The sequence below is a fragment of the Sodalis sp. RH21 genome, from assembly GCF_047324175.1.
In the GTDB taxonomy this organism is placed as follows: domain Bacteria; phylum Pseudomonadota; class Gammaproteobacteria; order Enterobacterales; family Enterobacteriaceae; genus Acerihabitans.
On record NZ_CP178732.1, the window covers coordinates 2,978,300 to 3,000,885 of the forward strand.

23 protein-coding genes are annotated in these 22,586 nt (G+C 56.7%); 2 read left to right on the forward strand and 21 right to left on the reverse strand.

Going from position 1 to position 22,586, the window contains the following annotated elements:
* Positions 1–198: 198 nt before the first annotated feature.
* From ACL2XP_RS13650 to ACL2XP_RS13660, 3 genes are all read right to left on the reverse strand, one after another.
* Positions 199–813 (reverse strand): TetR/AcrR family transcriptional regulator, encoded by a 615-nt coding sequence (locus ACL2XP_RS13650; protein WP_413739026.1) that lies wholly within the window; start codon positions 811–813, stop codon positions 199–201.
* 352 nt (positions 814–1,165) lie between these two features.
* A complete protein-coding gene (locus ACL2XP_RS13655) occupies positions 1,166–1,435 on the reverse strand; it encodes a hypothetical protein (RefSeq protein WP_413739027.1) in 270 nt (89 codons plus the stop codon).
* A gap of 137 nt (positions 1,436–1,572) precedes the next feature.
* Complete coding sequence (locus ACL2XP_RS13660; RefSeq protein WP_413739028.1) at positions 1,573–2,463, reverse strand: AraC family transcriptional regulator N-terminal domain-containing protein; 891 nt, start codon at positions 2,461–2,463, stop codon at positions 1,573–1,575.
* Between the two features lie 149 nt (positions 2,464–2,612).
* Here ACL2XP_RS13660 and ACL2XP_RS13665 point away from each other — a divergent pair, with 149 nt between their 5' ends.
* On the forward strand, positions 2,613–3,389 hold the full coding sequence (locus ACL2XP_RS13665) for an SDR family NAD(P)-dependent oxidoreductase (protein WP_413739029.1): 777 nt from the start codon (positions 2,613–2,615) through the stop codon (positions 3,387–3,389).
* A gap of 110 nt (positions 3,390–3,499) precedes the next feature.
* On the opposite strand, the gene hxlB is transcribed toward ACL2XP_RS13665, so the two are convergent.
* From hxlB to ACL2XP_RS13735, 14 genes are all read right to left on the reverse strand, one after another.
* Entirely contained in the window at positions 3,500–4,063 is a 564-nt protein-coding gene (hxlB, locus tag ACL2XP_RS13670) for a 6-phospho-3-hexuloisomerase (RefSeq protein WP_413739030.1), read from the reverse strand.
* Positions 4,064–4,074: 11 nt separating this feature from the next.
* Positions 4,075–4,710, reverse strand: a complete 636-nt coding sequence (hxlA, locus tag ACL2XP_RS13675; RefSeq protein WP_413739031.1) for a 3-hexulose-6-phosphate synthase — start codon at positions 4,708–4,710, stop codon at positions 4,075–4,077.
* A gap of 14 nt (positions 4,711–4,724) precedes the next feature.
* Positions 4,725–5,732 (reverse strand): dihydroxyacetone kinase subunit DhaK, encoded by a 1,008-nt coding sequence (locus tag ACL2XP_RS13680; protein WP_413739032.1) that lies wholly within the window; start codon positions 5,730–5,732, stop codon positions 4,725–4,727.
* A gap of 2 nt (positions 5,733–5,734) precedes the next feature.
* Positions 5,735–6,385: a dihydroxyacetone kinase subunit DhaL gene (dhaL, locus tag ACL2XP_RS13685; protein WP_413739033.1), complete on the reverse strand. Its 651-nt coding sequence runs from the start codon at positions 6,383–6,385 to the stop codon at positions 5,735–5,737.
* A gap of 29 nt (positions 6,386–6,414) precedes the next feature.
* The gene (locus tag ACL2XP_RS13690) at positions 6,415–7,587 is read right to left on the reverse strand and encodes a hypothetical protein (protein WP_413733337.1); all 1,173 of its coding nucleotides are present in this window, start codon (positions 7,585–7,587) and stop codon (positions 6,415–6,417) included.
* A 30-nt stretch (positions 7,588–7,617) separates the two neighbouring features.
* Complete coding sequence (locus ACL2XP_RS13695; protein ID WP_413733338.1) at positions 7,618–8,433, reverse strand: PTS system mannose/fructose/sorbose family transporter subunit IID; 816 nt, start codon at positions 8,431–8,433, stop codon at positions 7,618–7,620.
* Between the two features lie 10 nt (positions 8,434–8,443).
* Positions 8,444–9,181: a PTS mannose/fructose/sorbose/N-acetylgalactosamine transporter subunit IIC gene (locus ACL2XP_RS13700; protein ID WP_413733339.1), complete on the reverse strand. Its 738-nt coding sequence runs from the start codon at positions 9,179–9,181 to the stop codon at positions 8,444–8,446.
* Between the two features lie 2 nt (positions 9,182–9,183).
* Positions 9,184–9,681, reverse strand: a complete 498-nt coding sequence (locus ACL2XP_RS13705) for a PTS sugar transporter subunit IIB (protein WP_413733340.1) — start codon at positions 9,679–9,681, stop codon at positions 9,184–9,186.
* Between the two features lie 4 nt (positions 9,682–9,685).
* Positions 9,686–10,099, reverse strand: coding sequence for a PTS sugar transporter subunit IIA (locus tag ACL2XP_RS13710; RefSeq protein WP_413733341.1), 414 nt, complete (start codon positions 10,097–10,099; stop codon positions 9,686–9,688).
* Between the two features lie 54 nt (positions 10,100–10,153).
* On the reverse strand, positions 10,154–10,960 hold the full coding sequence (locus ACL2XP_RS13715) for a sorbitol-6-phosphate dehydrogenase subunit (RefSeq protein ID WP_413733342.1): 807 nt from the start codon (positions 10,958–10,960) through the stop codon (positions 10,154–10,156).
* Between the two features lie 156 nt (positions 10,961–11,116).
* Positions 11,117–13,738, reverse strand: coding sequence for a sigma 54-interacting transcriptional regulator (locus tag ACL2XP_RS13720; protein ID WP_413733343.1), 2,622 nt, complete (start codon positions 13,736–13,738; stop codon positions 11,117–11,119).
* A 139-nt stretch (positions 13,739–13,877) separates the two neighbouring features.
* The gene (btsR, locus tag ACL2XP_RS13725) at positions 13,878–14,603 is read right to left on the reverse strand and encodes a two-component system response regulator BtsR (protein ID WP_413733344.1); all 726 of its coding nucleotides are present in this window, start codon (positions 14,601–14,603) and stop codon (positions 13,878–13,880) included.
* Positions 14,597–16,288 carry a LytS/YhcK type 5TM receptor domain-containing protein gene (locus ACL2XP_RS13730; RefSeq protein ID WP_413733345.1) on the reverse strand — a complete coding sequence of 564 codons (1,692 nt, stop codon included), beginning with the start codon at positions 16,286–16,288 and terminating at the stop codon, positions 14,597–14,599. The genes btsR and ACL2XP_RS13730 overlap by 7 nt, the downstream gene beginning before the upstream one ends.
* Positions 16,289–16,405: 117 nt before the next feature.
* A complete protein-coding gene (locus ACL2XP_RS13735; RefSeq protein ID WP_413733346.1) occupies positions 16,406–17,422 on the reverse strand; it encodes a zinc-binding alcohol dehydrogenase family protein in 1,017 nt (338 codons plus the stop codon).
* Positions 17,423–17,632: 210 nt separating this feature from the next.
* Here ACL2XP_RS13735 and ACL2XP_RS13740 point away from each other — a divergent pair, with 210 nt between their 5' ends.
* A complete protein-coding gene (locus ACL2XP_RS13740) occupies positions 17,633–18,307 on the forward strand; it encodes a GntR family transcriptional regulator (RefSeq protein ID WP_413733347.1) in 675 nt (224 codons plus the stop codon).
* Between the two features lie 6 nt (positions 18,308–18,313).
* Here ACL2XP_RS13740 and ACL2XP_RS13745 read toward each other — a convergent pair whose 3' ends face one another.
* The 4 genes from ACL2XP_RS13745 to ACL2XP_RS13760 all read right to left on the reverse strand — a co-directional run bounded on the left by ACL2XP_RS13745 (position 18,314) and on the right by ACL2XP_RS13760 (position 22,363).
* A complete protein-coding gene (locus tag ACL2XP_RS13745) occupies positions 18,314–19,045 on the reverse strand; it encodes an SDR family NAD(P)-dependent oxidoreductase (RefSeq protein ID WP_413733348.1) in 732 nt (243 codons plus the stop codon).
* Positions 19,046–19,161: 116 nt separating this feature from the next.
* Positions 19,162–19,980 (reverse strand): ABC transporter permease, encoded by an 819-nt coding sequence (locus ACL2XP_RS13750; RefSeq protein ID WP_413739152.1) that lies wholly within the window; start codon positions 19,978–19,980, stop codon positions 19,162–19,164.
* A gap of 43 nt (positions 19,981–20,023) precedes the next feature.
* On the reverse strand, positions 20,024–21,301 hold the full coding sequence (locus ACL2XP_RS13755; RefSeq protein ID WP_413733349.1) for an ABC transporter permease: 1,278 nt from the start codon (positions 21,299–21,301) through the stop codon (positions 20,024–20,026).
* A gap of 33 nt (positions 21,302–21,334) precedes the next feature.
* The gene (locus ACL2XP_RS13760; RefSeq protein WP_413733350.1) at positions 21,335–22,363 is read right to left on the reverse strand and encodes an ABC transporter substrate-binding protein; all 1,029 of its coding nucleotides are present in this window, start codon (positions 22,361–22,363) and stop codon (positions 21,335–21,337) included.
* Between the last annotated feature and the right edge of the window lie 223 nt (positions 22,364–22,586).

Consider the following 22,586-nt stretch of genomic DNA (forward strand, 5'->3'; position numbering starts at 1 on the left):
CTCACTGCCGTCCTACCACTCCGGCCAGCTCTTAAGCTGCCCGATCTGCGCCACCATTGATATTACAAACGAGGGTTAGCCCGCCGTGCAATGATTATTTAGAAAACGACATAATACAACCTGCATCTTATGCCGTTGGTAGAAAGCGACGGGCGCCAGCCGGCACGCGGCCCCGCCTGCCGGCGTCGAAGGCGCGTATTAGCCGGGTGCGCGCAAACCGCCCTCGATCAGCGCGGCGAAGGTTTCGGCCGCTTCAGACTCGCGGTGGCTGCCGCGCACCATCGCCGCCGAAAGCGCCTCGCCCGCGCCCACCAATCCTATGCAGCGCCGCTCCAGCTCGCCGGGCGGCAAGGTGACGTACGGCTTTAACACCGACGCGAACAGCTGGACATAGCCGTCGATCAGTTCCTGGTACACCGCCTCCATCTCCCCGCTTCCCGCCAGCGCGGCGCCTACCGCATGCCACTCGCCGCTGGTATTGGCGGCGCAATGGATATAGGCGGCGGCAAGGACGGCGGCCATGTCCTCCATGCTCCGCTCGCCGCTGGTCAAGGCAGCGCGGAGCGCATTGGCCTGTTCTATGTCGATTGATTTGTAGAGTTCGATCAGCAGCCCCGATCGGGTGCCGAAGTGATCGTAGGCGACCGGTTTAGAGACGCCGGCGCGTGCGGCCAGATGTCCCAGGGTCAGGCGGTCCGCCCCCTCCTCGCGCACGATCGCCAGCGCCGTATCGAGCAACTGGCGCTTGCGCTGCGCCTTCGAAAGCCTGCGCGAGACCGACCTCCCGGTCGTGCTCCCCTGCTCGCTTGTCATGATTGCCATTTTCTCCTCGTAAATCCACTGCTTTAAAACCTACCGATAGTAGCTTATTGTTAGATGTCTACTTATAGTAGGTTTTTAACACAAGACCCGGAGGCATAGCAATGTTAGCCAATCCCATTCTCCTTATCGGCGGTTCCGGCATTATCGGCCGCTGGACGGCGCGATTTCTGCGCGCAGCCCATCCAGGCGCACCGCCGCTGATCGGCGGCCGCGACCTCGCCAAAGCCGAGGCTGCCGCGCGCCGGTGGACGAACTGGATACCGGCGGTCCGGCGGCGGCCGTCGACGTCGCGCGCCCGATCAAGACCATGCCCGCGGCGCTGGTGCTCCACGTGCCGAATATTTCATAGGGCAAAATAGATAAGCAATGGTATTGCAATAAATATAATTGACGAAAAGAGGATATCCCCGGAGAACCCTTTTAACGCGTCCATGTTTTCATTAGCCGCTTCATTTAATTTTTCTATTGCCCGCTTCTTGTTTTCAGCCATGATTTCAAGATGATATTTTTTGAAGCCATCGTTCTTTAACTTATTGATATCAAGAGTAGAAAGCGAGCTTTTGGCAAACACTTTCGTGGTCGCCCCTTTAACGTAAAATACATAGGTGTCCATGATGTTGCTCTCCTGTGGACATACAGATAAATATCCTGTGCGTCAGTTTATTAATTAATGATGTTTAACTGCCTCATATTCACTGGTGGATATCCATTTCATCGTATATTACATCGCCAAGATATCATGCAGCAACGCTACTCCGCCACAGCCCGCAATGCCGCGATATCGCGCCGCGGCGGCGCCCCGAACATGCGGGCATATTCGCGGCTGAACTGCGAGGGGCTTTCATAGCCCACCTGGAACGCGGCGGTCTCGGCGTTGGCGGCGCCGCTGACCAGCAGATGGCGGGCTTCGAGCAAGCGCAGCTGCTTTTGATATTGCAGCGGGGTCATAGCGGTCAGCGCCTTGAACTGCCGGTGGAAAGCCGAGGGGCTCAACTGCGCGATGGCCGCCAGCTCTTCAATCGGCATCGCCGCCGTAAAACGCTCCCTCAAAACATTAATGGCATGAATAATCTTCTGCGTATGGCCGTTGGCCAGCGCTATCCGGGCCACTTCGCCGCCGTGGGGGCCGGTTAACAGCCAATAACATATTTCGCGCATGATGACCGGCGCCAGCATGGCGATGGCCTCCGGCCGGTCGAGCAATTGCACCATACGCAGTACGCAGTCCGCCAGCGGGCCGTCAAAATCGCTGACGAACACCCCGCGGTCCACTTGCGCCGCGGCCTGGGGCGGCGTATCGATCCGGTGCATAACGTCGCTCATCACCGCCAGATCGAATTCGATAACCACGCCGAGATAGGGCTGTTGCGCGCTGGCCGCCACCACCCGGCTGAGCGCCGGCATTTCGACGCTGACCACCAGCGCCTGCCCCGCCCCGTAGTCAAAGCGCCGATCGCCGAAGGTGGTCCATTTGGCGCCCTGCGCCACCACGCACAGGGCGGGTTTAAAAATCACGTGGGCGGGGTGCTTCGCATGATCCGAGCGCAGCAGGGTCAAGCCCGGGATGGCGGTGGCGAATGGGCTTTCCGTGGCCTGCATGTCGGTATAGCGTTTGACCGCCTGCGCCAAAAGAGTAGGCATAATATGTTTTCCCCGTATTTTGCAACCAGACAATAAACTGTTTATAAGCCTGTGGGCAGGATTAGGCAAGAACGAGGTGAGTTCAGGCATTCAGGCCCTCCGCCCGCCGGGATAATCTTAATGCCAAGACCTATCATCAGGAGCGCGTTATGCAAACAGAAAATACGGTTTCATCAGCCAAAATCGCCATCGTCACGGGCGGAAGCCGCGGCCTGGGCCGCAACACCGTGCTAAGCCTGGCCGCGCGCGGCGTCGATTCAATCTTCACCTACCGCGCCAACCGGGCGCAGGCCGAACAGGTGGCCGGCCTGGCGGCCGCGCTGGGCCGCCAGGCCATCCCGCTACAGCTTGACACCGGCGATACCGGCACTTTCGGCGCGTTCGCGCGGGAGGTGGGCCAGGCATTGGCGGCGCTGGGCGCGGAGCGTTTTGATTATCTGGTCAACAATGCCGGCACTTCGCACCATGCCGCCTTCGACCAGATTACCGAGCAGGAGTTGGACGGTCTTTACCAAGTCCATGTCAAAGGGGTCTTCTTCCTGACGCAGCGGTTGCTGCCGCTGATTAACGACGGCGGCAGGATCGTGAACATTTCTTCCGGGCTCACCCGCATTGTCGTCCCGGGCAGTGCGGCATATGCGGCCATGAAAGCCGCCGTGGAGATGCTTACGCGCTATTTGGCCAAAGAACTGGGACCACGGCGCATTACGGTGAATACTGTCGCTCCGGGGGCCATCGCCACCGATTTCAGCGGCGGCATGGTGCGCGACAATCCCGAACTGAACCAGCGCATCGCGCAGATGACGGCCCTGGGCCGCGCCGGCCTGCCCGACGATATCGGCCCGATGATTGCGGCGCTGCTTTCCGAGGATAACCGGTGGGTCAATGCCCAGCGTATCGAAGTTTCCGGCGGCATGGCGATCTGACGAAGCATTGCCGGCGCCGGGTGAAGGTTCTGCCCGGGGAATCCCGGCCGCCCTCACCGGCGGGTGGTTCACCGCCGGTGATAAAGCTTGGGCCAGGGTAACCGCAGTTTCTATTCCAGATTAGCGTGGCGATAGTACATCTGCTCGTCGGTTTGCTGTTTGATCGCTTTTAAGCGGATGATGATACTGTCGTAAATCAGCCAGCTAAGCTGCTCGAATGACGATCCGGAGGGCTGGATCGACGCCGCTTTGGCGGACGTTTCGCTGCTTTTTTGCGTGACGCCGGGGATCACGATGCGCGCCGCGGACAATCCGCCGATGGTATGCTGCGGGAAAATGGTCAGCGTGGCCAGCGTTGCGCCCTGTTTAACGGCCTTGTTGGCCATGGTCACCAGGCTGGCGGTCTCTCCCGATCCCGAGCCAATCACCAGCAGATCGCCGCGCTGGATGGACGGCGTGGTCGGCTCGCCAACAAAATACACGGTAAAGCCCAGGTGCATCAGGCGATTGGCAAAGGCCCTGGCCGCAAAACCCGAGCGCCCCGCTCCGGCGATAAAAATCCGCTGGCTGTTAAGAATCAAATCCCCCAGTTGCTCCACCGCCACGCCATCCACCTGGCGGGCATCCTGGGCCAGTTCGTCGATAATGGCGATAAGATTTTGACATACTGCCATGGTCTCTCCTCCTAGGATAAAGCTGTCATCGCCTGCTTGATCAAGCGGGCTTCTTCCACCGGGTCGGCGGCGTGGGTGATAGCCGACCCCACAATGATAATGTCGGGTTTCAGCGCCACATATTTATCGATGGTTTGGCTGTTAATCCCCCCGGCCACCGAGATCTGCGCGGTTTTGGCGTGCTGCACCATGACTTTTAAATCCTCAATCGGCTGCCGCCCCGCCGCCTGTTGGTCCGCGCCGGTATGCACCGCGAGCACATGGGCGCCGATCGCCTCCATTTCCCGAATGCGCGTGGGCAGGTCGTCAACGCATATCATATCGACCACCACCTGCTTGCCGTAATCGGCGGCGGCGCGTACGCAGGCCTGGGCGGTGAGGATATCGGTGACGCCCAGCACCGTGACATATTCCGCCCCGGCCTCAAACGCCAATTGGGATTCCAGATAGCCGCCATCCATGATTTTTTCATCCGACAAAATTTCTTTATCCGGGAACCTGGCCTTGAATTCCCGCACGGCGTTCATGCCCGCATCAATGACAAAAGGCGTGCCGATTTCGATAATGTCCACATATTCGATGACGCGTTCCGCCAGCGTCAGCGCGTCCGCTAATTTCAATTCATCAAGTGCCAACTGAAGTTTCATAGTGCTTATCCTCATTATTTTGAGATAGCGATCCCCGCGCTCCGCGCCGGGAAATCGAGGGCTTGCAAGATGTCGCGGTCAAGACGCAGCAGCGTCAGGCACACACCGTTCATATCCAGCGACGTAACATAATCGCCAACCAGCGCGCGCGCGATGCGATGGCCCCGCGCCGCCAGGCTTTCGCTCACCTGGTCAAACAGGATGTAAAGCTCCATCAGCGGCGTGCAGCCCAGCCCGGACAACAGCACGGCGAACTCGGCATCGGGCGCCAGGTCATCGAAATCGGCCAGCAGCGCCGCGGTCATCTCCCGGGCGATTTCGGCGGCGGATTTGATGGGTTCGACCCGGATGCCGGCCTCGCCGTGATGGCCGATGCCAAACTCCAGCGTATCCGGCGCGATGGTGAAATTGGGCTGGCCGACGGCCGGGATGGTGCAGGCCGACAGGCCGACGCATAGGCTGCGCGTGTCATCCGCCGTTTTTTGCGCCATGGCGATAACCTCATCCAGCGAGCCGCCGCCGGCCGCCACCGCCCCGGCGGTCTTCCAGATCAGCACCCCGCCGGCGATGCCGTGGCGCTGATGGCTGAGCGCCTTGGGCGCGGACGCAATGTCATCCTTGGCCTTGACGGTTTTCACCACCAGTCCGTCTTGTTCCGCCATTTGCATCGCCAGCGTGACGTTCATGGTGTCGCCGGCATAATTGCCGAACAGGCAGGCGATACCGGCGCCGCCGTCCGCGGCGCGGAAGGCGTCGGCGAAGGACTGCGCCGTGGGCGAGGAAAAAACTTCGCCCACGGCCGCGGCATCGAGCAGGTTGCGCCCGACGTAGCCCAGGAAGGCGGGTTCATGGCCGCTGCCCCCGCCCGAGACCAGCCCGACTTTGCCGGACAGCGGCGCCTCCCGCAGTTTCAGCACCCGCGGATTGGCATCGGACAGCGCCACCGCATCGCCATGGGCCTTGACATAACCGCGCAACATGTCCTCGACTACGCAATCCGCATCATTGATAAATCGTTGCATTATCATTGCTCCTGAGCGTCGGCCAGCCGTATCGCTCCATCGGCCAGCGTGGTGAGAATCAAATGGCAGGACGCCGCGCCGGCGTCCAGGTGGCCTAAGGTGCGTTCGCCCAGCCGGCTGGCCCGTCCTACTTTCGCGACCAGGTTCCTGGTGGAATCCAGCCCCGCGGCGCCGGCTTGGGTCATGGCACGCAGGCAGGCGGCAAAATCCTCGCCGCTACCGGCGGCGCGGCGGTACGCGGCGACCGCCGGTTCCAGGACGTCAATCAGCGTTTTGTCGCCCACCGCCGCCGTGGTGAGCCGCCGCACGTTTTCCTGCGCCTGTTGCAGCATGGCGCCCATGACCCGTTTATCAATGGTATCCGCCCGCTGCGACGCGCTGCCCAGCCCGCTAAAAAATCCGCCGTATAATGGCCCCATCGATCCGCCGATTTTATTCATCAACGTTTGGCCGATAATGAGCAGCGCATCGCTCATGGTCATGGTTTGCGGATTAAATTCGGCTGACGCCAGGGTAAAACCCTTGCTCATATTAATCCCATGGTCGCCATCGCCGGCCGCGCCGTCTAATCGGCTAAAATCGTCCTTATGGGTTTGGATGGCATCCACCAGATTTACGGCAATAGCAAACCCTTCTTTATTTGAAAAAGACATATCACTCCCGTTAATCCGGATATATAAATTTAGTTACGTAGCGTTGCTTTTATTTTTTTCAATTCGGAGTATTCCCCCATAATAATATTGTACATTCGTGAATCAGCGGTGATGCCGGTATAGCGGGTAAGGGCCACGCCAATACCCTGCTCTTTAATTGCTTGCTGTAATTCCCGGCACTGCCCATCGTCCGGGTTGTCAAATAACAAAGCCGCGGCGATACCGGTTAATAATTTTTCATTATTCAAGCCGGCGTTTTCACATTGCACGCAGGGCGCCGTCAAACGATCGTCCGGCGCTAATTTGCGGATCGGCGAACGGCAAACCCTGGCAATGGTATCTTTTATCCCGGGGGTTTTAAAACGCCCGATGGCGAAATCGATATAATCCGTCAACTCATCCAGGGGGAAATCATATTTTTCATGCAGCAAATTCGCGGTTTCCAGCATGGCGCTTTTCACTTCAGCAACCAGTTCGCCATTATTGAATACATCCTGGATGATATCATAGCCGCGCACGTAGCCGATATAACCCGCCCAAGCGTGGCCGCCGTTGATAATATAGAGTTTACGCTCCAGGTACTTTTGCAAATTATCCGTATAAATTGCGCCGCTGATGGGTCTGCCGGCGGGGTCCGCCAGGCCGGTGCGATCGATGACCAGCTCATGCTCGATGCCGATATCCACGGTATCTTTACCGGCGCGCCGGGAGTTGAGCACCAGACGATCCACGGCGGTATTGGGAAAGCGGGCCATCGCATCCAGTTCGTCCGCAGTCAATTGCGGATCGAGCTTCAGTATTTCACGGCGCAGAATAGCGCCGTTAAACCAGGCATTTTCGCACACAATCACGTTGATGGTATCCAGGGATCGGCGCCGCCGTTCTTTTAGCCCGGCCAAGATCAATGGCGCAATCCTAGGTAAATTATCCGCCCATACCGAAGTGGTAATCACGTCGGCCAGCGGAAAAAGCGCAATAATGTCGTCTTTATCGGTCACCGGCGACCGGGCGGAAACGTTACCGATAAATTTTCGGTTGAAATTTTCTTCGATGATATATAAATCATAACCGCTGTCTTGATTAATCTGGGCGTTCAGTTGTTCATTGACGTCCACAAACGTAATGGCGTAACCCGCCTCATTGAGCAAGTCGCCGATGAATCCCCGGCCGATGCTCCCCGCACCAAAGTGAATGGCTTTCATGTTGCCTCCTGTATCAGGTTGGAGCGCAAATCAAAACAGGCCCAAAAATGCCCCGCCGATGGAAATAAATACAATCAGTATCATGATAACGGTGAAGTTCTGATTCTTTTTCAGCAGCCACCAATAAATGCCAAATACAGCCAGCAAAGGTAATATGCCGGGCACAATATTATCGATGACGCTTTGCAGGACAAACGGCTTATTCTGACTGCCAAAGCTGAATTCAATCGGCGTACTTAATTTGACGTAAGTCGAAGAAAGCGCGCCCATCATAAACAACCCCAGCGTGCTGGCGCCGATGATCAGATTTTTAATATGTCCGGATTGCAGGATTTCCCGGATGGACGCTTGCCCGGCGCGGTAACCGTAAGCCGCCAGTTTGCGCCCCACCACGATTTGGATAATCGGCAGCAGCAGCAGGAAAAACGCGCCCAAAATGCTGCCGTTGGCGGACAGCGTCACCGCCAGGCCGAAAATAATCGGTTTCAGGGTCGCCCAGTCGATGGAATCGCCGATCCCGGCCATCGGTCCCATCAGCCCGGTTTTGATGCCGGTGATGGTGTCGTCTTCAATGTCGGCGCCATTGGCTTTCTGTTCTTCCATGGCGATCACGATGCCATTAATCGGCGCGCCGTAAACCGCTTCGGTGTTATAGAACACCAGATGGCGTTTAAGCGCCTGCTTGAGATCCTCCTGATTGGGATAGAGTTTTTTCAGGATCGGGATCATGCCGGCCGTAAAGCCCAGGGCCTGGAGGCGTTCGTAAGAAATCCCCATCTCCGCGACCAGATAGTAATAGAGCCAGCTATTTTTGACGTCTTTTTCACTAATTAATTTCTTTTCCATGAGTTTCCCCTCACGCTTCTTTTTTATTCTGGTAGTAAGAAATCAACAGCACCGCGCTGAGGCCGAAGATCGCGGCGCCAAATATCGGAATACCGCTGAATTGCACCAGAAAGTACCCAATGAAGAACCACGGCAGCAGTTGTTTTTTGCCGATGACGAAAATCGTCAGGGCAAACCCCAGCGCCGGCAATAAACCGCCCGCCACGCTGAATCCGTGAATCAGCCATTGCGGTACGCTGTTAAGGAACACATTGACGCTATCCTTGCCGTACATATTGGCCAGGAACGGTATCGGGAAGCGCAGGAAAAATCCCAGGATGGTTGGGTAGACTATCGCGCAAAAGGTAATTTGCCGCGTATTGCCTTCCTCGGCGTATTTATCCGCCATATGCACAAATACCGCGTTGATGGTTTTGCGAAACTGATCGATAAATACGCCCATTACCCCTACCGGCACCGCGATGGCAATGGCCAGCTGGGGGCTTAGGCCGGTATTAAGCGCCAGGGGAATGGCAATCAATCCTGCCAGGCAATCATCAGCGGGCAGATTGGAACCCGCCGCCACCAGGCCGATATACAAGATCTGGATAGCCGCGCCGATAATGATGGCATTGGTGACGTCGTTCATCAGGATACCGATGATTAATGCCGAAAAAAGAGGCTGGCGAATGGCATGGGTGATCGCATAGCCAATATCCGTTTTACATATCCAATACCAGAGACCGGTGAATATCGCCACTTCAAACATGATTATCCTCCTAATTTAGCGATCGCTTTTTCCAGCGGCAGCTTGACTTCTTCAGGCGTGACCTGGAAATAAATACAGATATCTTTGTTTTGGATATATTTAAGATCATCCAAATCCTGGTTATCGATAGAGATGCCATTGACCACGCTGCGCCGGTTTACGCCGCCGCCCAACCCGCCAATCTGGATCTCCGGGAAATGAATTCCCCGTTCTATCATGTTGCGAACGTTGGCAATGGATTTAAACAATATCAAGACATTTTCTTTGCCGTCCGCATATACGCCCTGATTTGCTTTATTAAAAAAATCATCTTCGGACAGGACATGCACCGTAATGCCCGGGGGCGCAGCCATAACGTAAATGTCAGATAAAAAATGGTCTTTCGACAATTTATCGTCGACGATGATGATTTCGGTAGCGGAGATAATATTGCGCCACTTAGTAATGACTTGGCCATGAATTAATCGGAAATCAACACGTACGAGTTTAATGTTTTGCATATCGTTACCTTTTATTTGCTATTTTGGTAATGTTTTTTATGCTTTGGTTGCCCGCTTCTAAAATTTTCTCCGCTAATGCTTCCCCCTCTACCTCGGAACGAGACATTTCCGCTTCGATTAACATCGGTAAGTTAACGCCGCAAATCACCGGGCATTTTATTTTTTTAGAAAACACCGCCCCCACATTTGATGGCGTTCCCGCATAGATATCAGTAAAAATAATGCTATTTACCGGCGCCTGTTCCAATACCTTATTGACGTCCTCGATCAACTGTTCCGGCGGCATTCCCACCAACAACGAAAAACAATAAACTTGCTCCATTTTCCCCAAGACCATTTCACAACTCTTGACTAATTCCTCGCCAAATAGTCCATGGGTAATGATTAAAATCCAAGGTCGCGTTTCTGCACTATTCATCTGTTACACCTGTCGCTAGCAATATTATTATCAGCATGCATATCCAGCCGCCTTTCAGCCTTTCGATTTGCCGCCGGTGATATTAATGGTTGTACCGGTGATATAACTGGAATGGTCAGAAACCAGATAAGAAACCAAATCAGCGATCTCCTCCAGCCTGCCGCAACGTCCCAGGGGCAGCTTGCCGCTGTAGTCGCCGTCAATATCGGATGATTCAATGCCGCGGGTATAAGCCAGCTCTTTACGGTGCTGGGCATTGCCCATCGGCGTAGGTTCATTAATTCCGGGCGCGACCCCTACCACCCGAATGCCGAATTGTCCGAGTTCTTTGGCCCAGGACAGGGTGAAACCCTGTACGGCGGCCTTGGTGGCGGCATAACAGCTTTGCCCTCTGGAACCTTCAATGCCGGCTTCGGAAAGAATATTTACGATAACGCCGTTTTTTTGCTGGATCATCTTGCGCGCCGCCGTTTGCGCACAAACAAATACGCCTTTCTGATTCACTTTCACCATAAAGTCGAAGTCATCATCCGTCAGTTCGTGTCCCGGCTCTTTTTGATAATAATCCACCAGCAGCCGCGCACGATTCACCCCGGCATTATTAATAATACCGTCGATGCGGCCGAATTTTTCCCACACCGAATTAACCATGGCCTCCACATCCTGCCGGGAGGCAATATCGCAGGTGAAATAAACCACCTGCGCGTCGCGTTCCGCCGCGTTGATTTGATTAATATCGGCCACCACCACATGCGCCTGGTTATCGCGCAGATTCTCGACAATTTTTTTGCCGATGCCGGAGTTGCCGCCGGTAACAATCACCACCTTGCCTTGCAAATCAAGCCATTGGTTATTTTGCATCTATTTTTCTCCCGGTTTTGGTTTGGCTTATCAACGCTGGAAGAATAAAAGCAAGGTGCGTGCCAGGTTTTTTAATATGTTTATATTCAATTAATTACACGATTATTTAACAAAAATTAGACACAATAATGCCTATTTAGATACTAACCTGGCTGGCTATTTCGACAGATCCTCGGCCAGGGTGCCGGCAGTAATCCAGGGTTCCATCAGTTCGTATACCATCAGCGATTCGGTCAGCGGCAGGGTAATACGATACTTGCGGATAAGCTGCTGGAATATTTCCGGCTGCTGGTCGATAAAGGCGCGTTGCAGCGCCGAGAGGGGGGTGTCGTCGCGGTGGCGTAATCCGTCATTAACCATTAATCGCTCAATCATCGCGGCGATATGCATAAACAGATTGATGCGCAGATAACTTTCAAAATGGACTTTGTAGCTGGCTTCATATTGTTTGATGACGCTTTCCACCTCCTCAATAATGACGGTGGGATTGAGAAAACTCAGATGGCTGGCCACGCCTTCCACGGTAAATAGCTTCACGACCTCATCGATCATGCCATCCAGGCTTTCCTGCGCCGCCAGCCCGAAAAAATAGTTGTGCCAAAGCTGGGTAGATTTTTCTTTCAGCAATTGCCGTACGTTAATCAGCGGAATATAACCCGCATCCAGATCGGTAGTGGTAATGATCAATTTGGTCCCATGCAGCGCGGAATCCGCTTTACTCAATTTCCATTTAAGATCGTCATATTCCATCGTGACGATATCGATGCGATCGTTAAGCAGGTAGCGCCCGACGATATCCTTGAGCTTGCGCGAGACTCCCGCGCCGGAAATACAGGAAATGATAATTTTATTGCCCTGCACGATGCCGGCGTAATAACGCGCCTCAACTTCATAAGCGCCTTTAATACTGTCGACGATCTCCTTCATGGTCAGCCGGTGATGTATTTTGTCGGCGATATCCAGCGCCATGGCGGTAGTGACATTATTCATCACCAGCAAATCCCCTTGCAGATGAAGTTTTATTTCTTCATAGATCTCTTTAAGCGACCCCATATCCACCAGGATAATCATCCCGTTGCCGCTTTTGATACTGTCGAGATGTTGGATCAGCATGTCGATAATACCGCGGGTATTGACCGAAAAAGGCATGTCGAACGCTTTCAGATAATAACCGCCGATCAGCTTATTCGCGGTACCGGCGATACTTGAGGCCGTCGCCTTGCCGTGAGAAACAATAACCCCCTGCATCAGTTCTTCTTTTTCCACCGAATTGTGAAAGGCCGCGTTAAGCAAGGGTTTCATCAGCCCCAGCCGTTCGGCGGCGAAATGGCGGGCAAACAGGGTCAGGCACTCTTCCGTCAGCATTTTCGCTTTCTGCGCCGTATATTCGGTGGCTTTGAGTAACGTGGCGAGACGTTGTCCGGAGCAGTCTTGGTTCAAACTGTACAGCAGGCAAAAATAGATCAGTTTGTGCAGCGCCGGGCCGATAGCGATGCCTGTCATCTCTTCCAGATCGTGCAATACCTGCACATTGTGCTGCCAAATCACCCCTTCAAATACGCCTCCCGACGGCAACAGTCCGCTGATGCCGGACAGGCGCTGTTCAAGCCGGCGGGAAAATACCGGCGCATTGGCGCTATGGCAAAATTCCAGCAGCAGCGTGTCGTCGTCCAATATCTGCGACAGTAGCCCCGCCAGCAGGGTATGGCGATCGCGCTGGTGGCGGTGGCTAATCGTCATACTGTGGCGCGGCCCGCCCAACGGGAGCGCCGTGGGGAATAACACCAACCCGCCCGCGTCATGCCGCCGGCTGTACGCTTCGGCGCACAGCACTTTAATCTGATTTTTAAGCGCGCCGATATTACCCCGCGCGTGGGTGTCCACCAGTTGAGTGATTAACGCATTGTCGACGGTGATATCCTGTCCCATGCGGCGGGCTTCCTGATGCAGGAAGGTTTCGATCAGCGATATACGCTCGGTGATCGGGCGCGAGGCAAAACTGGGTAATTTCACCGTGATGGGAATACGCCGCTGAAAGGTGGTGAGCAAGACGTGATCGGCATTTTCGGTAGTGGCGAAAAGGAAACGCACCTCGGCCTTGCGCGGCGTGCGGCTGTCGCCCAACCGGTAGCTGTAGCCTTTGTCCATGAACAAAAATAGCTTTTCCTGATTTTCCGCCGACAGGCGATGTACTTCATCCAGGAACAGGAAGCTGCCGTCGGCATCGTCCAGCAAGCCCGCCTTGTCGCGCTCGGCGCCGGTAAATGCGCCTTTGACATAACCGAACAAAGTGCCCGACAGCAATTCGGGATTATTGGCGTAGTCAGCGCAATTGAGCTCGATCAACGGCTTGTCCGCGGCGATAACGCCGGTTTCCACCGCATAGCGGTGAATCAGCGTCGCCAGGAAACTTTTGCCCACTCCGCTCTCGCCCACCAATAGCATCGGCAGTCCACCCGTAGGGTAATTTACCGCCGCGCGGCACAGATCGACCGGCTGTCGCAGGCTTCCCCCGGCGCCGATGAAATCATCAAAAGCATCCGACGTCCTGGGTCCCTGCCCCGGCGCATCCGCGCCGGCGGCGGCCACCACATGAAAGCGCACCGGCCTGGTGATTTCCTTGGTGAGCTTACCGTCATCGCACAGGCGGTTCAGGTAATGGCTGATCACGCTGCGGTTCAGGGAGAGAAATGCTTCGCAATCCTGCGCGGTAAAACCTCGCGGCGTATCGCCGTACAACGCGATGACTTTTTCGAACAGTTGCTCTTTAGCGGACATTAGGCTCACCCTTTCGACACCAGACACTAGACGGTCGCGTTAGACACTACCGCTAGATTCCCGATCGGCGGCTAAAATGCAAGCGCCTGAATATCTAGAGAAGATCTGGGTCACATCCTTGATGCGCCGCGGGCGGTGTTTATCCTTTCAGGCCGAGCGTTTGCTTGAGGGACTTGAGATAACGGCGGCTGACCGGCACCGACTGGCCGTTGTTAAGCACAATTTCCGCCTGGCCGGACTCTTCAAGGCGGATTTCGCGCAAATGGGCCATATTCACCAGGAATTGCCGGTGGCAGCGCACCAGCGGAGTACGGCTTTCCAGGGTTTTCAGCGTCAGTTCGGTAAAACACTCCACGCCCTCGACGCCGGTTACATACACGCCGCTCAGGCGCGAATTGGCAAACAACACTTCGTCGGTTTTCAGTAAATAAATCCGGCTGTGGCCGGTGCAGGGAATATAGTTCAGTCCGTCCTCTTGCCCCGCCAGCGTGGCGATGTCCTGTTCCGGGCGTTCTTCGTGCAGGCGGCTGAGGGTTTTGGCCAGGCGCCGGGACTCGATGGGTTTAAGCAGATAATCGAACGCGCGCTCCTCGAAAGCCATAATCGCATACTCGTCATAGGCGGTGAGAAAAACGATATAAGGCATGCAGGCCGGATCGATCATACCGACCATTTCCAGCCCGCTGATGCGCGGCATCTGGATATCGAGAAAAATCACGTCGGGGTGCAGGCGGTGCACCGCGCCGATGGCTTCCAGCGCATTGGCGCATTCGCCGATGATATTGATGTGCGGGTCCTGCTGGAGCAGGCAGCGCAGGTTTTCACGGGCCAGCGGCTCGTCATCCACGATTAACACGGTTAGCATACCGCCATTTCCTCCAGGGGCAGGCTCAGGGTGATGCGGGTAAACAGCTCGGGCTGGAACTCGACGCTGACGCCGAAGGTATCGCCATAACGGACCCGGATACGTTTATCCACCAGGTTCATCCCCAGCCCGGTATTACCGGCGATAAAATGGTATAGCCCGGCATTATCCTCGATACTCAGCAATAAGCGTTCGTCGCGGCGCTGGGCGCGCACGGTGATAATCCCCTGGCCGAGCAATTGGGACGTGCCGTGTTTAATGGCGTTTTCCACCAGGGGCTGGAGCGAAAAAGCCGGCAAATGCATGCCCAGCAGCTCGGACGGCAGCTCAAAGCGGATTTGCAGCCGATCCTGGAAGCGGGCTTTTTCAATTTGCAAATAAGCGTTAACATGCTCGATTTCATCGGCCAGCGTCACCACTTCCGCCGACCGCTTGAGATTTTTACGGAAAAAAGTCGACAAATTTTGCACCAGCTCGCTGGCCTGGTCGCTGTCGCGGCGGATCACCGCCACCAGCGTATTAAGCGCGTTGAACAAAAAGTGGGGATTGACCTGGGCGTGCAGCAATTTGATTTCCGACTGGGTCAGCAACAGCTTGTGGCGTTCATATTGCCCGGCCAGGATTTGGGCCGATAACAGGCTGGCAATCCCTTCGCCCAATGTGCGGTTGATCGAGCCGAACAGCCGGTTTTTGGCCTCGTAGAGTTTAATGGTGCCGATCACTTTGTCGTTTTCGCCGCGCAGCGGTATCACCAGGGTCGATCCCAGCTTGCAGTTCCGCTGCAACGAGCATTGATAAGGCGTTTCATTGCCGTCGGCGTAGACCACCTCGTTATTATCGATGGCCCGGCGCGAATGGGATGACGAAATGGGCGTGCCCGGCAAATGGTGATCGTCGCCAATGCCGATAAAGGCCAGCAGCTTGTCCCGATCGGTAATGGCCACCGCGCCGATATCCAGTTCCTGATAAATAACCTCGGCCACCTTCATACTGTTTTCCTGGTTAAAACCCTGGCGCAGGAAACCTTCGGTGCATACGGCTATTTTCAGCGCCCGGGCGGAAAACGCCGAGGTATACTTCTCGAACATCGCCCGGCGGTCCAGCAGGATGCGGGTAAACATCGCCGCGCCGACGCTGTTGGTGACAATCATCGGCAAGGCGATATTTTTCACCAGCCGCAGCGCCTCGTCGTAGGGGCGGGCCACCGACAGGATAATCGCCATCTGCACGATTTCCGCCACCAGCGTCACGCCCGCGGCGGTGAAGGGGTTGAATAACCGATCGATGCGCCCGCGCCTGATTAACAGCCGGTGCGCCAGCCCGCCCAGCAGCCCTTCCACCACGGTGGAAATCATGCAGCTCACGGCGGTCATGCCCCCGAGGGAATAGCGGTGTATCCCGCCGGTCAACCCCACCAGCACCCCCACCACCGGACCGCCGAGCAGCCCGCCCAGCACCGCGCCGATCGCGCGGGTATTGGCGATGGAATCCTGGATATGCAAACCGAAGTAGGTGCCCATGATACAGAACATGGAAAACATGACATAGCACAGCAGCTTGTGGGGCAACCGGACGGTGACTTGCATCAGGGGAATAAAAAGAGGCGTTTTACTCAGCAGGTAGGCAATAACCAAATAGACGCACATCTGTTGAAGCAGCAGCAAAACCAAATTAAATTCGTGCATATACAGCGGCTCTGAATTAGCTCCCGGGGTGGCGTGGAACGCACCCCGGGCAGAATGCCGCTAAACTACCGAAAAAAGCCGCCGCTGTCTTTGACGGCTCTCACTAATTTCATTATTTTACTGCGCGGGGAATCCTTCAAGCACCACTTTACCCCGCGATTTCCCGCTTTCGATCAATGCGTGGGCGCGGCGGATATTGGCCGCGGTGATCTGGCCGAAATGCTGGCCCAGCGTGGTTTTAAGCACGCCTTGATCGATTAATGCCGCTACGCGTTCCAACGATAAATGCTGGTTTATCATATCCGCGGTTTCGTATTTGGAACGGGTGAACATTAATTCCCAATGCAGGGCCAGGGATTTGGCTTTCAACGGCAGCGCGTCGAGGGAGGCCGGATCGTCAATCAGGCCCAGATGTCCCTGCGGCGCCAATATGTCCACCAACTGCGTATAATAGCTATCGGTATGGGTCAGGCTGGCGACATGGGTCACCTCGCTGATGCCCAAATCGCTTAACTGCGCGGCGAAAGGACGGCTGTGATCGATCACATGGTGCGCCCCCAGATCGGCGACCCACTGCTGCGTTTCGGGACGCGAAGCGGTGCCGATCACCGTCAGGTGGGTTAATCGGCGCGCCAGCTGCGTGAGAATGGAGCCCACCCCGCCGCCGGCGCCGACAATCAGCAATGCCTCCTCTTCGCCGCCGTTTTCCGGCACGCCCAGGCGATCGAACAGCAGCTCCCAGGCGGTGATGGAGGTCAGCGGCAGCGCGGCCGCATGGGCAAAATCCAGCGACGCCGGTTTATGGCCGACGATACGTTCATCCACCACATGCAATTCGCTATAGCAGCCGGGACGGGTAATGGACCCGGCGTAAAACACCGCATCGCCCGGTTTGAACAGCGTTACCGCCGCGCCTACCGCCACCACCTCGCCGGCCACGTCCCAACCCAGCACTTTGGGCTCGGCTGACTCAGCGCGGGCGCGGACTTTGGTATCGACGGGATTGATGGAAATCGCCTTGACCGCCACTAATAAATCACGGGGACCGGGGGTCGGTTCGGGCAGGTCGAGATCAAACAGCGACCGCGGGTCTTCAATGGGTAATCCATGCTGGGTATAAGCGATGGCTTTCATAGGGTAACTCCTGGCTAAAGGGTGATTATTGGCAAGCTTAAGCTTTTTTCCCTGCCGAGGTTACCCATCAAATGGAATAACACTTGTTCTGGCAGGATGAAAATGGGCATAAGCGCCGGCGGCGCGCATGGGCATTTGACGCATCATGTTGTATATTTGATGCAGTATATTTGCTTTGCCGCCCTGGCGGCCATTTAGGCGGGTGAGCCGGTGAGTTACCAACCAGATCCTATCGAGCACTCTTTTCTCGGTTCCAGCGTGTATGCCAATTTGCGCCAGGCGTTAATCACCGGACAGCTTAAACCCAACGACCGCCTGCGCATTCGCGAGCTGGCCGCCCAGGTCGGCACCAGCGTCACGCCGGTCAGGGATGCCGTATTGCAATTGGCCAAAGAGCAGGCGCTGGAAATGCGCACCCCGAAGGATATCCGCGTTCCGTCGCTCAACCGCGAGCAATATCTGGAAATCCGCACCCTGCGCCTGGAACTGGAAGGCATCGGCGCCCAGCGGGCGGCGCAGCTGATTACCCCGGCAGCCCTGCAGCTCTTGACCGTGAATATCCGGCGCAATATCCGCGCCATTACCGAAGAAGACTTGGTGGCGGCGCTGCGGCTTAACAGCGAGTTTCATTTGCAGGTGGCGCACAGCGCCGGCATGCCGGTATTAAGCAGCTTTATCGACCGGCTATGGATGCGCATCGGGCCGCTGATCGCCCAGGCCTACACCCAATTGACCCAGCAGATGACCATCGGCCATCACCAGGCATTGCTGGCCGCGCTACGCCGCAATGACGGCGAAGCCGCCGCCGAAGCCATTCGCCTCGATATCATGGACAGCCACCAAATCCTACTGGAATATACCGCGTTGAATCAGCCAGGGCGGTGAGCGGCCTCAGACGTGCTGCCCGCCGTTTACCGGAATTTCCGCGCCGTTGACATACGCGGCGCCGCCGGTGCACAGGAAATAAATCAACGACGCCACTTCTTCCGGCTTGCCGAGACGCTGCATGGGCACCTGCCGTTCGATGAGCTCCTGCGTGCCGGGAGATAAAATGGCGGTATCGATTTCACCCGGCGCGATGGCGTTGACCCGGATGCCGTGGCGGCCGAAATCGTAGGCCATTTCCCGGGTCAGGGCGGATAGCGCCGCTTTCGAGGCGGCGTACGCTACGCCGGCGAATGGATGCACCCGGGTGCCGGCAATGGACGTGACGTTGATAATGCTGCCCTGCGCCGCGTTAAGTTCCTCGAACAGGCCGGTGGCCAGCAAGGCGGTGGAAAACAGATTGACGTTAAAGACCCTGATCCAGGTGTCATAGCCGGTTTCGCGCACTCCCAGCCGGCCGCCGCCGTCGGCCTTGGGGGAAATACCGGCGTTATTCACCAGGGCGTCGAGGCGTCCGCCCAGCTTTGCCTTGATCAGCGGCAGCGCGGCTTCAACCGCGGCCATATCCTCCAAATCCAGGTGAATATGATTCAGCATTTTTTCCGCCCAGGGGCATTCTTCCACCCAACTCTGGCGCGAGGCGGTAAAAATGCGCCAGCCCGCCGCATGGAAATGCTTGACCGTGGCATGACCGATACCGCGGCTGGCGCCGGTCAGCAATAATGTTTTCTCAACCATGACGTTCACCCCCCTGTGATCCGTGATGCAGCAAAATGTACGCTAAAAAAAAGGCCGGGCACCAGCCTTTTTTTGCTATCCGCGCCGCGGGTTACGCGTGGAGTTCAGCGCGGGCTTCAACTCGTGCCGCGAATATGCGCGCTGCGCCGGCGCAGCAATTCCATCACCAGCAGTAATATCAGCGAGGCGCCGACCATCAGCGACGCGGCGGCGGCGATGGTCGGGTCCAGGTTTTCGCGGATGCCGGCGAACATCTGGATCGGCAATGTGCGCTGCGAAGGACTGGCCAGAAACAGGGTCACCACCACTTCATCAAAAGAGGCGGCAAAAGCGAACAGCGCCCCGGAAAAAACCCCGGGGGCGATCAGCGGCAAGGTGACTTTGACAAACGCCAGCCAGGGCGGCGCCCCGAGGCTGGCGGCGGCGCGCGACAGATTGCGGTCGTAGTTTTTTAATACCGCGGTCACGGTGATCACCACAAACGGCACCCCCAGCATGGCGTGCGCCAGCACCAGTCCCAAATAGGTATTGAGCAGCGACAGGCGGGCGAAAAAGAAGAACATGCCCACCGCGACAATCACCACCGGCGCAATCATCGGCGAAACGATAATCGCCATCACCAGGGTCTTGCCGCGAAACTCGCCGCGCACCAGCCCCACGGAGGCCAGCACCCCCAGCGCCGTCGCCAGCAGCGTGGCCAGGGGCGCTATCAGCAAGCTGTTGCCCAGCGCGGTGAGCCACTCCCTGGAATGGAAAAAAGCCTGATACCAGCGCAGGGAAAAACCGTTCAGGGGGTAGCTGAGAAACGAACCGGCGTTAAATGACAGCGGTACGATAATCAGTACGGGCACCACCAAAAACAGCAGCATCGCCGCGCCGTACAAATTAAACAGGCCGTGCCACAGGCGCATTACCGTCATACCTTGTTGTCTTATCATCTTTCTCTCCCGGATACACTGTGCGGATCTGGATTGGGACTTAACGGGCGGCTAATTCAGCCTGCGTCCGGGTCACCCGGATATAAACCACATACAGCAAGATCACAATCACCAGCAGCTGGCTGCCCAGCGCCGCCGCCATGCCCCAATTCATGGTGGTATTGGTGAAGAAGGCGACAAAGTAGCTCAGCATCTGATCGCCGGGGCCGCCGAGCAGCGCGGGGGTGATGTAATAGCCGATGGCCATCATAAACACCAGCAGCGCCCCCGCCGCCACGCCGGCGTAGGTCTGCGGGACATAGATCCGCCAGAAGGCGACGAAGGGGTGCGCGCCCAGGGAAATGGCCGCGCGCATATAATTCGGCGATATGCCTTTCATCACCGCATACAGCGGCAGCACGATAAACGGCAGCAGAATATGGGTCATCGAGATATAAACCCCGGTGCGGTTGAACACCAGCACCAGGGGTTGGTCGATAATCCCGGCATGCAATAACGCGCTGTTGATCAATCCGCCGGACTGCAATAACACGATCCAGCTGGCGGTGCGCACGATAAGCGACGTCCAGAACGGCAGCAGCACCATGATCATCAGTAAATTGGCCCGGCCGGCCGGCTGTTTCGCCAGCCAATAGGCCAGGGGATAACCCAGCGCCACGCATAACAAGGTGACCACCGCCGCCATCAGCAGCGTGCGCGCCAGCACATCCACATACAGCGCCTGTTCGGCGGGCAGCGGGGTAATATGTTCGGTATGGATATCCACCTTGCGGTCAAACACCGCCAGCAGGTAATAACTGGTCAAGGGCCGCGAGGCTCGCTGCAGGGAGCGCCAGGTGGTGACGTCCCCCCATAGCGGCAAAGCGCCGATCAGCGTCGTGCGGGCGGCGCCCGGCGCGCCGTCGTCCGCGACGGCCACGCGCAGCGTATGCATAATCAAAGCGCGGTAGGCGGGGTTTTCATAGCTCAGGCGTTTGGCCACGGCGGCGATCTGCCCCCCGGCGCGCGCCTGGCGCAGATCGCTGACCAATGCCTTGAACGTTGCGTCGTCCGGCAGGTCGTTGCCGTCCCAGCGGATCAGCGCCGCCGTGACGGCGGGCATGGCCGCGCGGACTTCGGGGTTCGCCACGCTTTTCACCAGCACTGACGCAATGGGCACCACAAAACTGATGGCGATAAACAGCAGCAGCGGCGACACCAGCAGCCAGGTGCGGCGCTTATGGATCTTCTGCGACTGCTGCAACTGCCGGCGAAGCGTGGTGCTCGCTTGGGCGCCGGCGGCGATGCCGCCGGCCGGTATCATGTCGATGGGTGTCATTGCTTCTTCTCCGGTAGGCATGGCGCGACCCGCTTACTTAGCGGCCCAGGCGTTAAAACGTTGTTCGAGATCTTCGCCATGCTCAATCCAGAACTGCGTATCCACCGGCAGGGCGTTAACCAGGTTTTCCGGCGCGGTCGGCAGATTGGCGGCGATGGCCGGGTCGATCAGCGAGATAGCCTGCTTATTGGTGGGGCCGTAAGGAATGTTTTCGGCGAAAACCTTCTGGTTTTCAGGCTGATTGGCAAACGCGATAAATTGTTCCGCCAGCGCTTTGTGTTTGGACCCTTTAACAATGGCCCAGCTATCAAGGTCATACAGGCTGTTATCCCAAACCATTTTAAACTCATGCCCTTCTTTGGCGGCCGCGCCCACCCGTCCGTTATAGGCCGAGGTCATCACCACGTCGCCGGAAACCAGCCATTGCAATGGCTGCGCGCCGGATTCCCACCATTGGATTTGCGGTTTGATTTCATCGAGTTTCCTGAATGCGCGATCGACGCCGACCGGGGTCGCCAGTTGCGAATAGACATCCTCGCGCCTTACGCCGTCGGCCAACAGGGCGATTTCCAGGGTGAACTTGGCGCTTTTACGCAGGGCGCGCTTACCGGGGAAATCCTTCAGATTCCAGAAATCGGCCCAGCTGGTGGGCGCGGTCTTGAGTTTTTGCGCGTCGTAGGTCAGCACCGTCGACCAGAGGAAAATACCGGCGCCGCACTCGGTGGCCGAACCGGTCACATAACCGCTTTTATCACCCAGCTTCGACCAATCCAACGGCTCAAACAATCCCTCCTCGCAGCCGCGGCGCAGTTCCGGCCCCTCGACTTCCACCACGTCCCAGCCCACCTGGCCGGTTTCGACCATGGCGCGGATTTTGGCCATTTCGCCGTTATACTCCCCCGCCTCGATCACGCCCTTGCCCGCCGCCTTGAACGGCTGATAGAACGCTTTATCCTGCGCGTCTTTATTTTGCCCGCCGAACGAAACGACGGTGAGCGATTCCGCCTGGGCCTGGAATGCCAGCCCGATGAGAAGCGTGGATACCGCTAATTTTTTCAACATACCCTAACCCCTTAAAATTTCGCCAACCAATAAGCCATCATCGATGCGGCGCGGAGATGCGGCCGCGATTACCGGCCAAGCTCCGCGCGCTGTGTGTAGTCGTTGTCATCATCGGGAGCGCGCCGAAGGCGAGCAAAATGATGCATCATACATCAAGCATCTTTCGTGCCACTTTGACGAAAAGGGGAAAAAGGCGGCAGGAGCGCAAAGTCGTGGTTAAAAC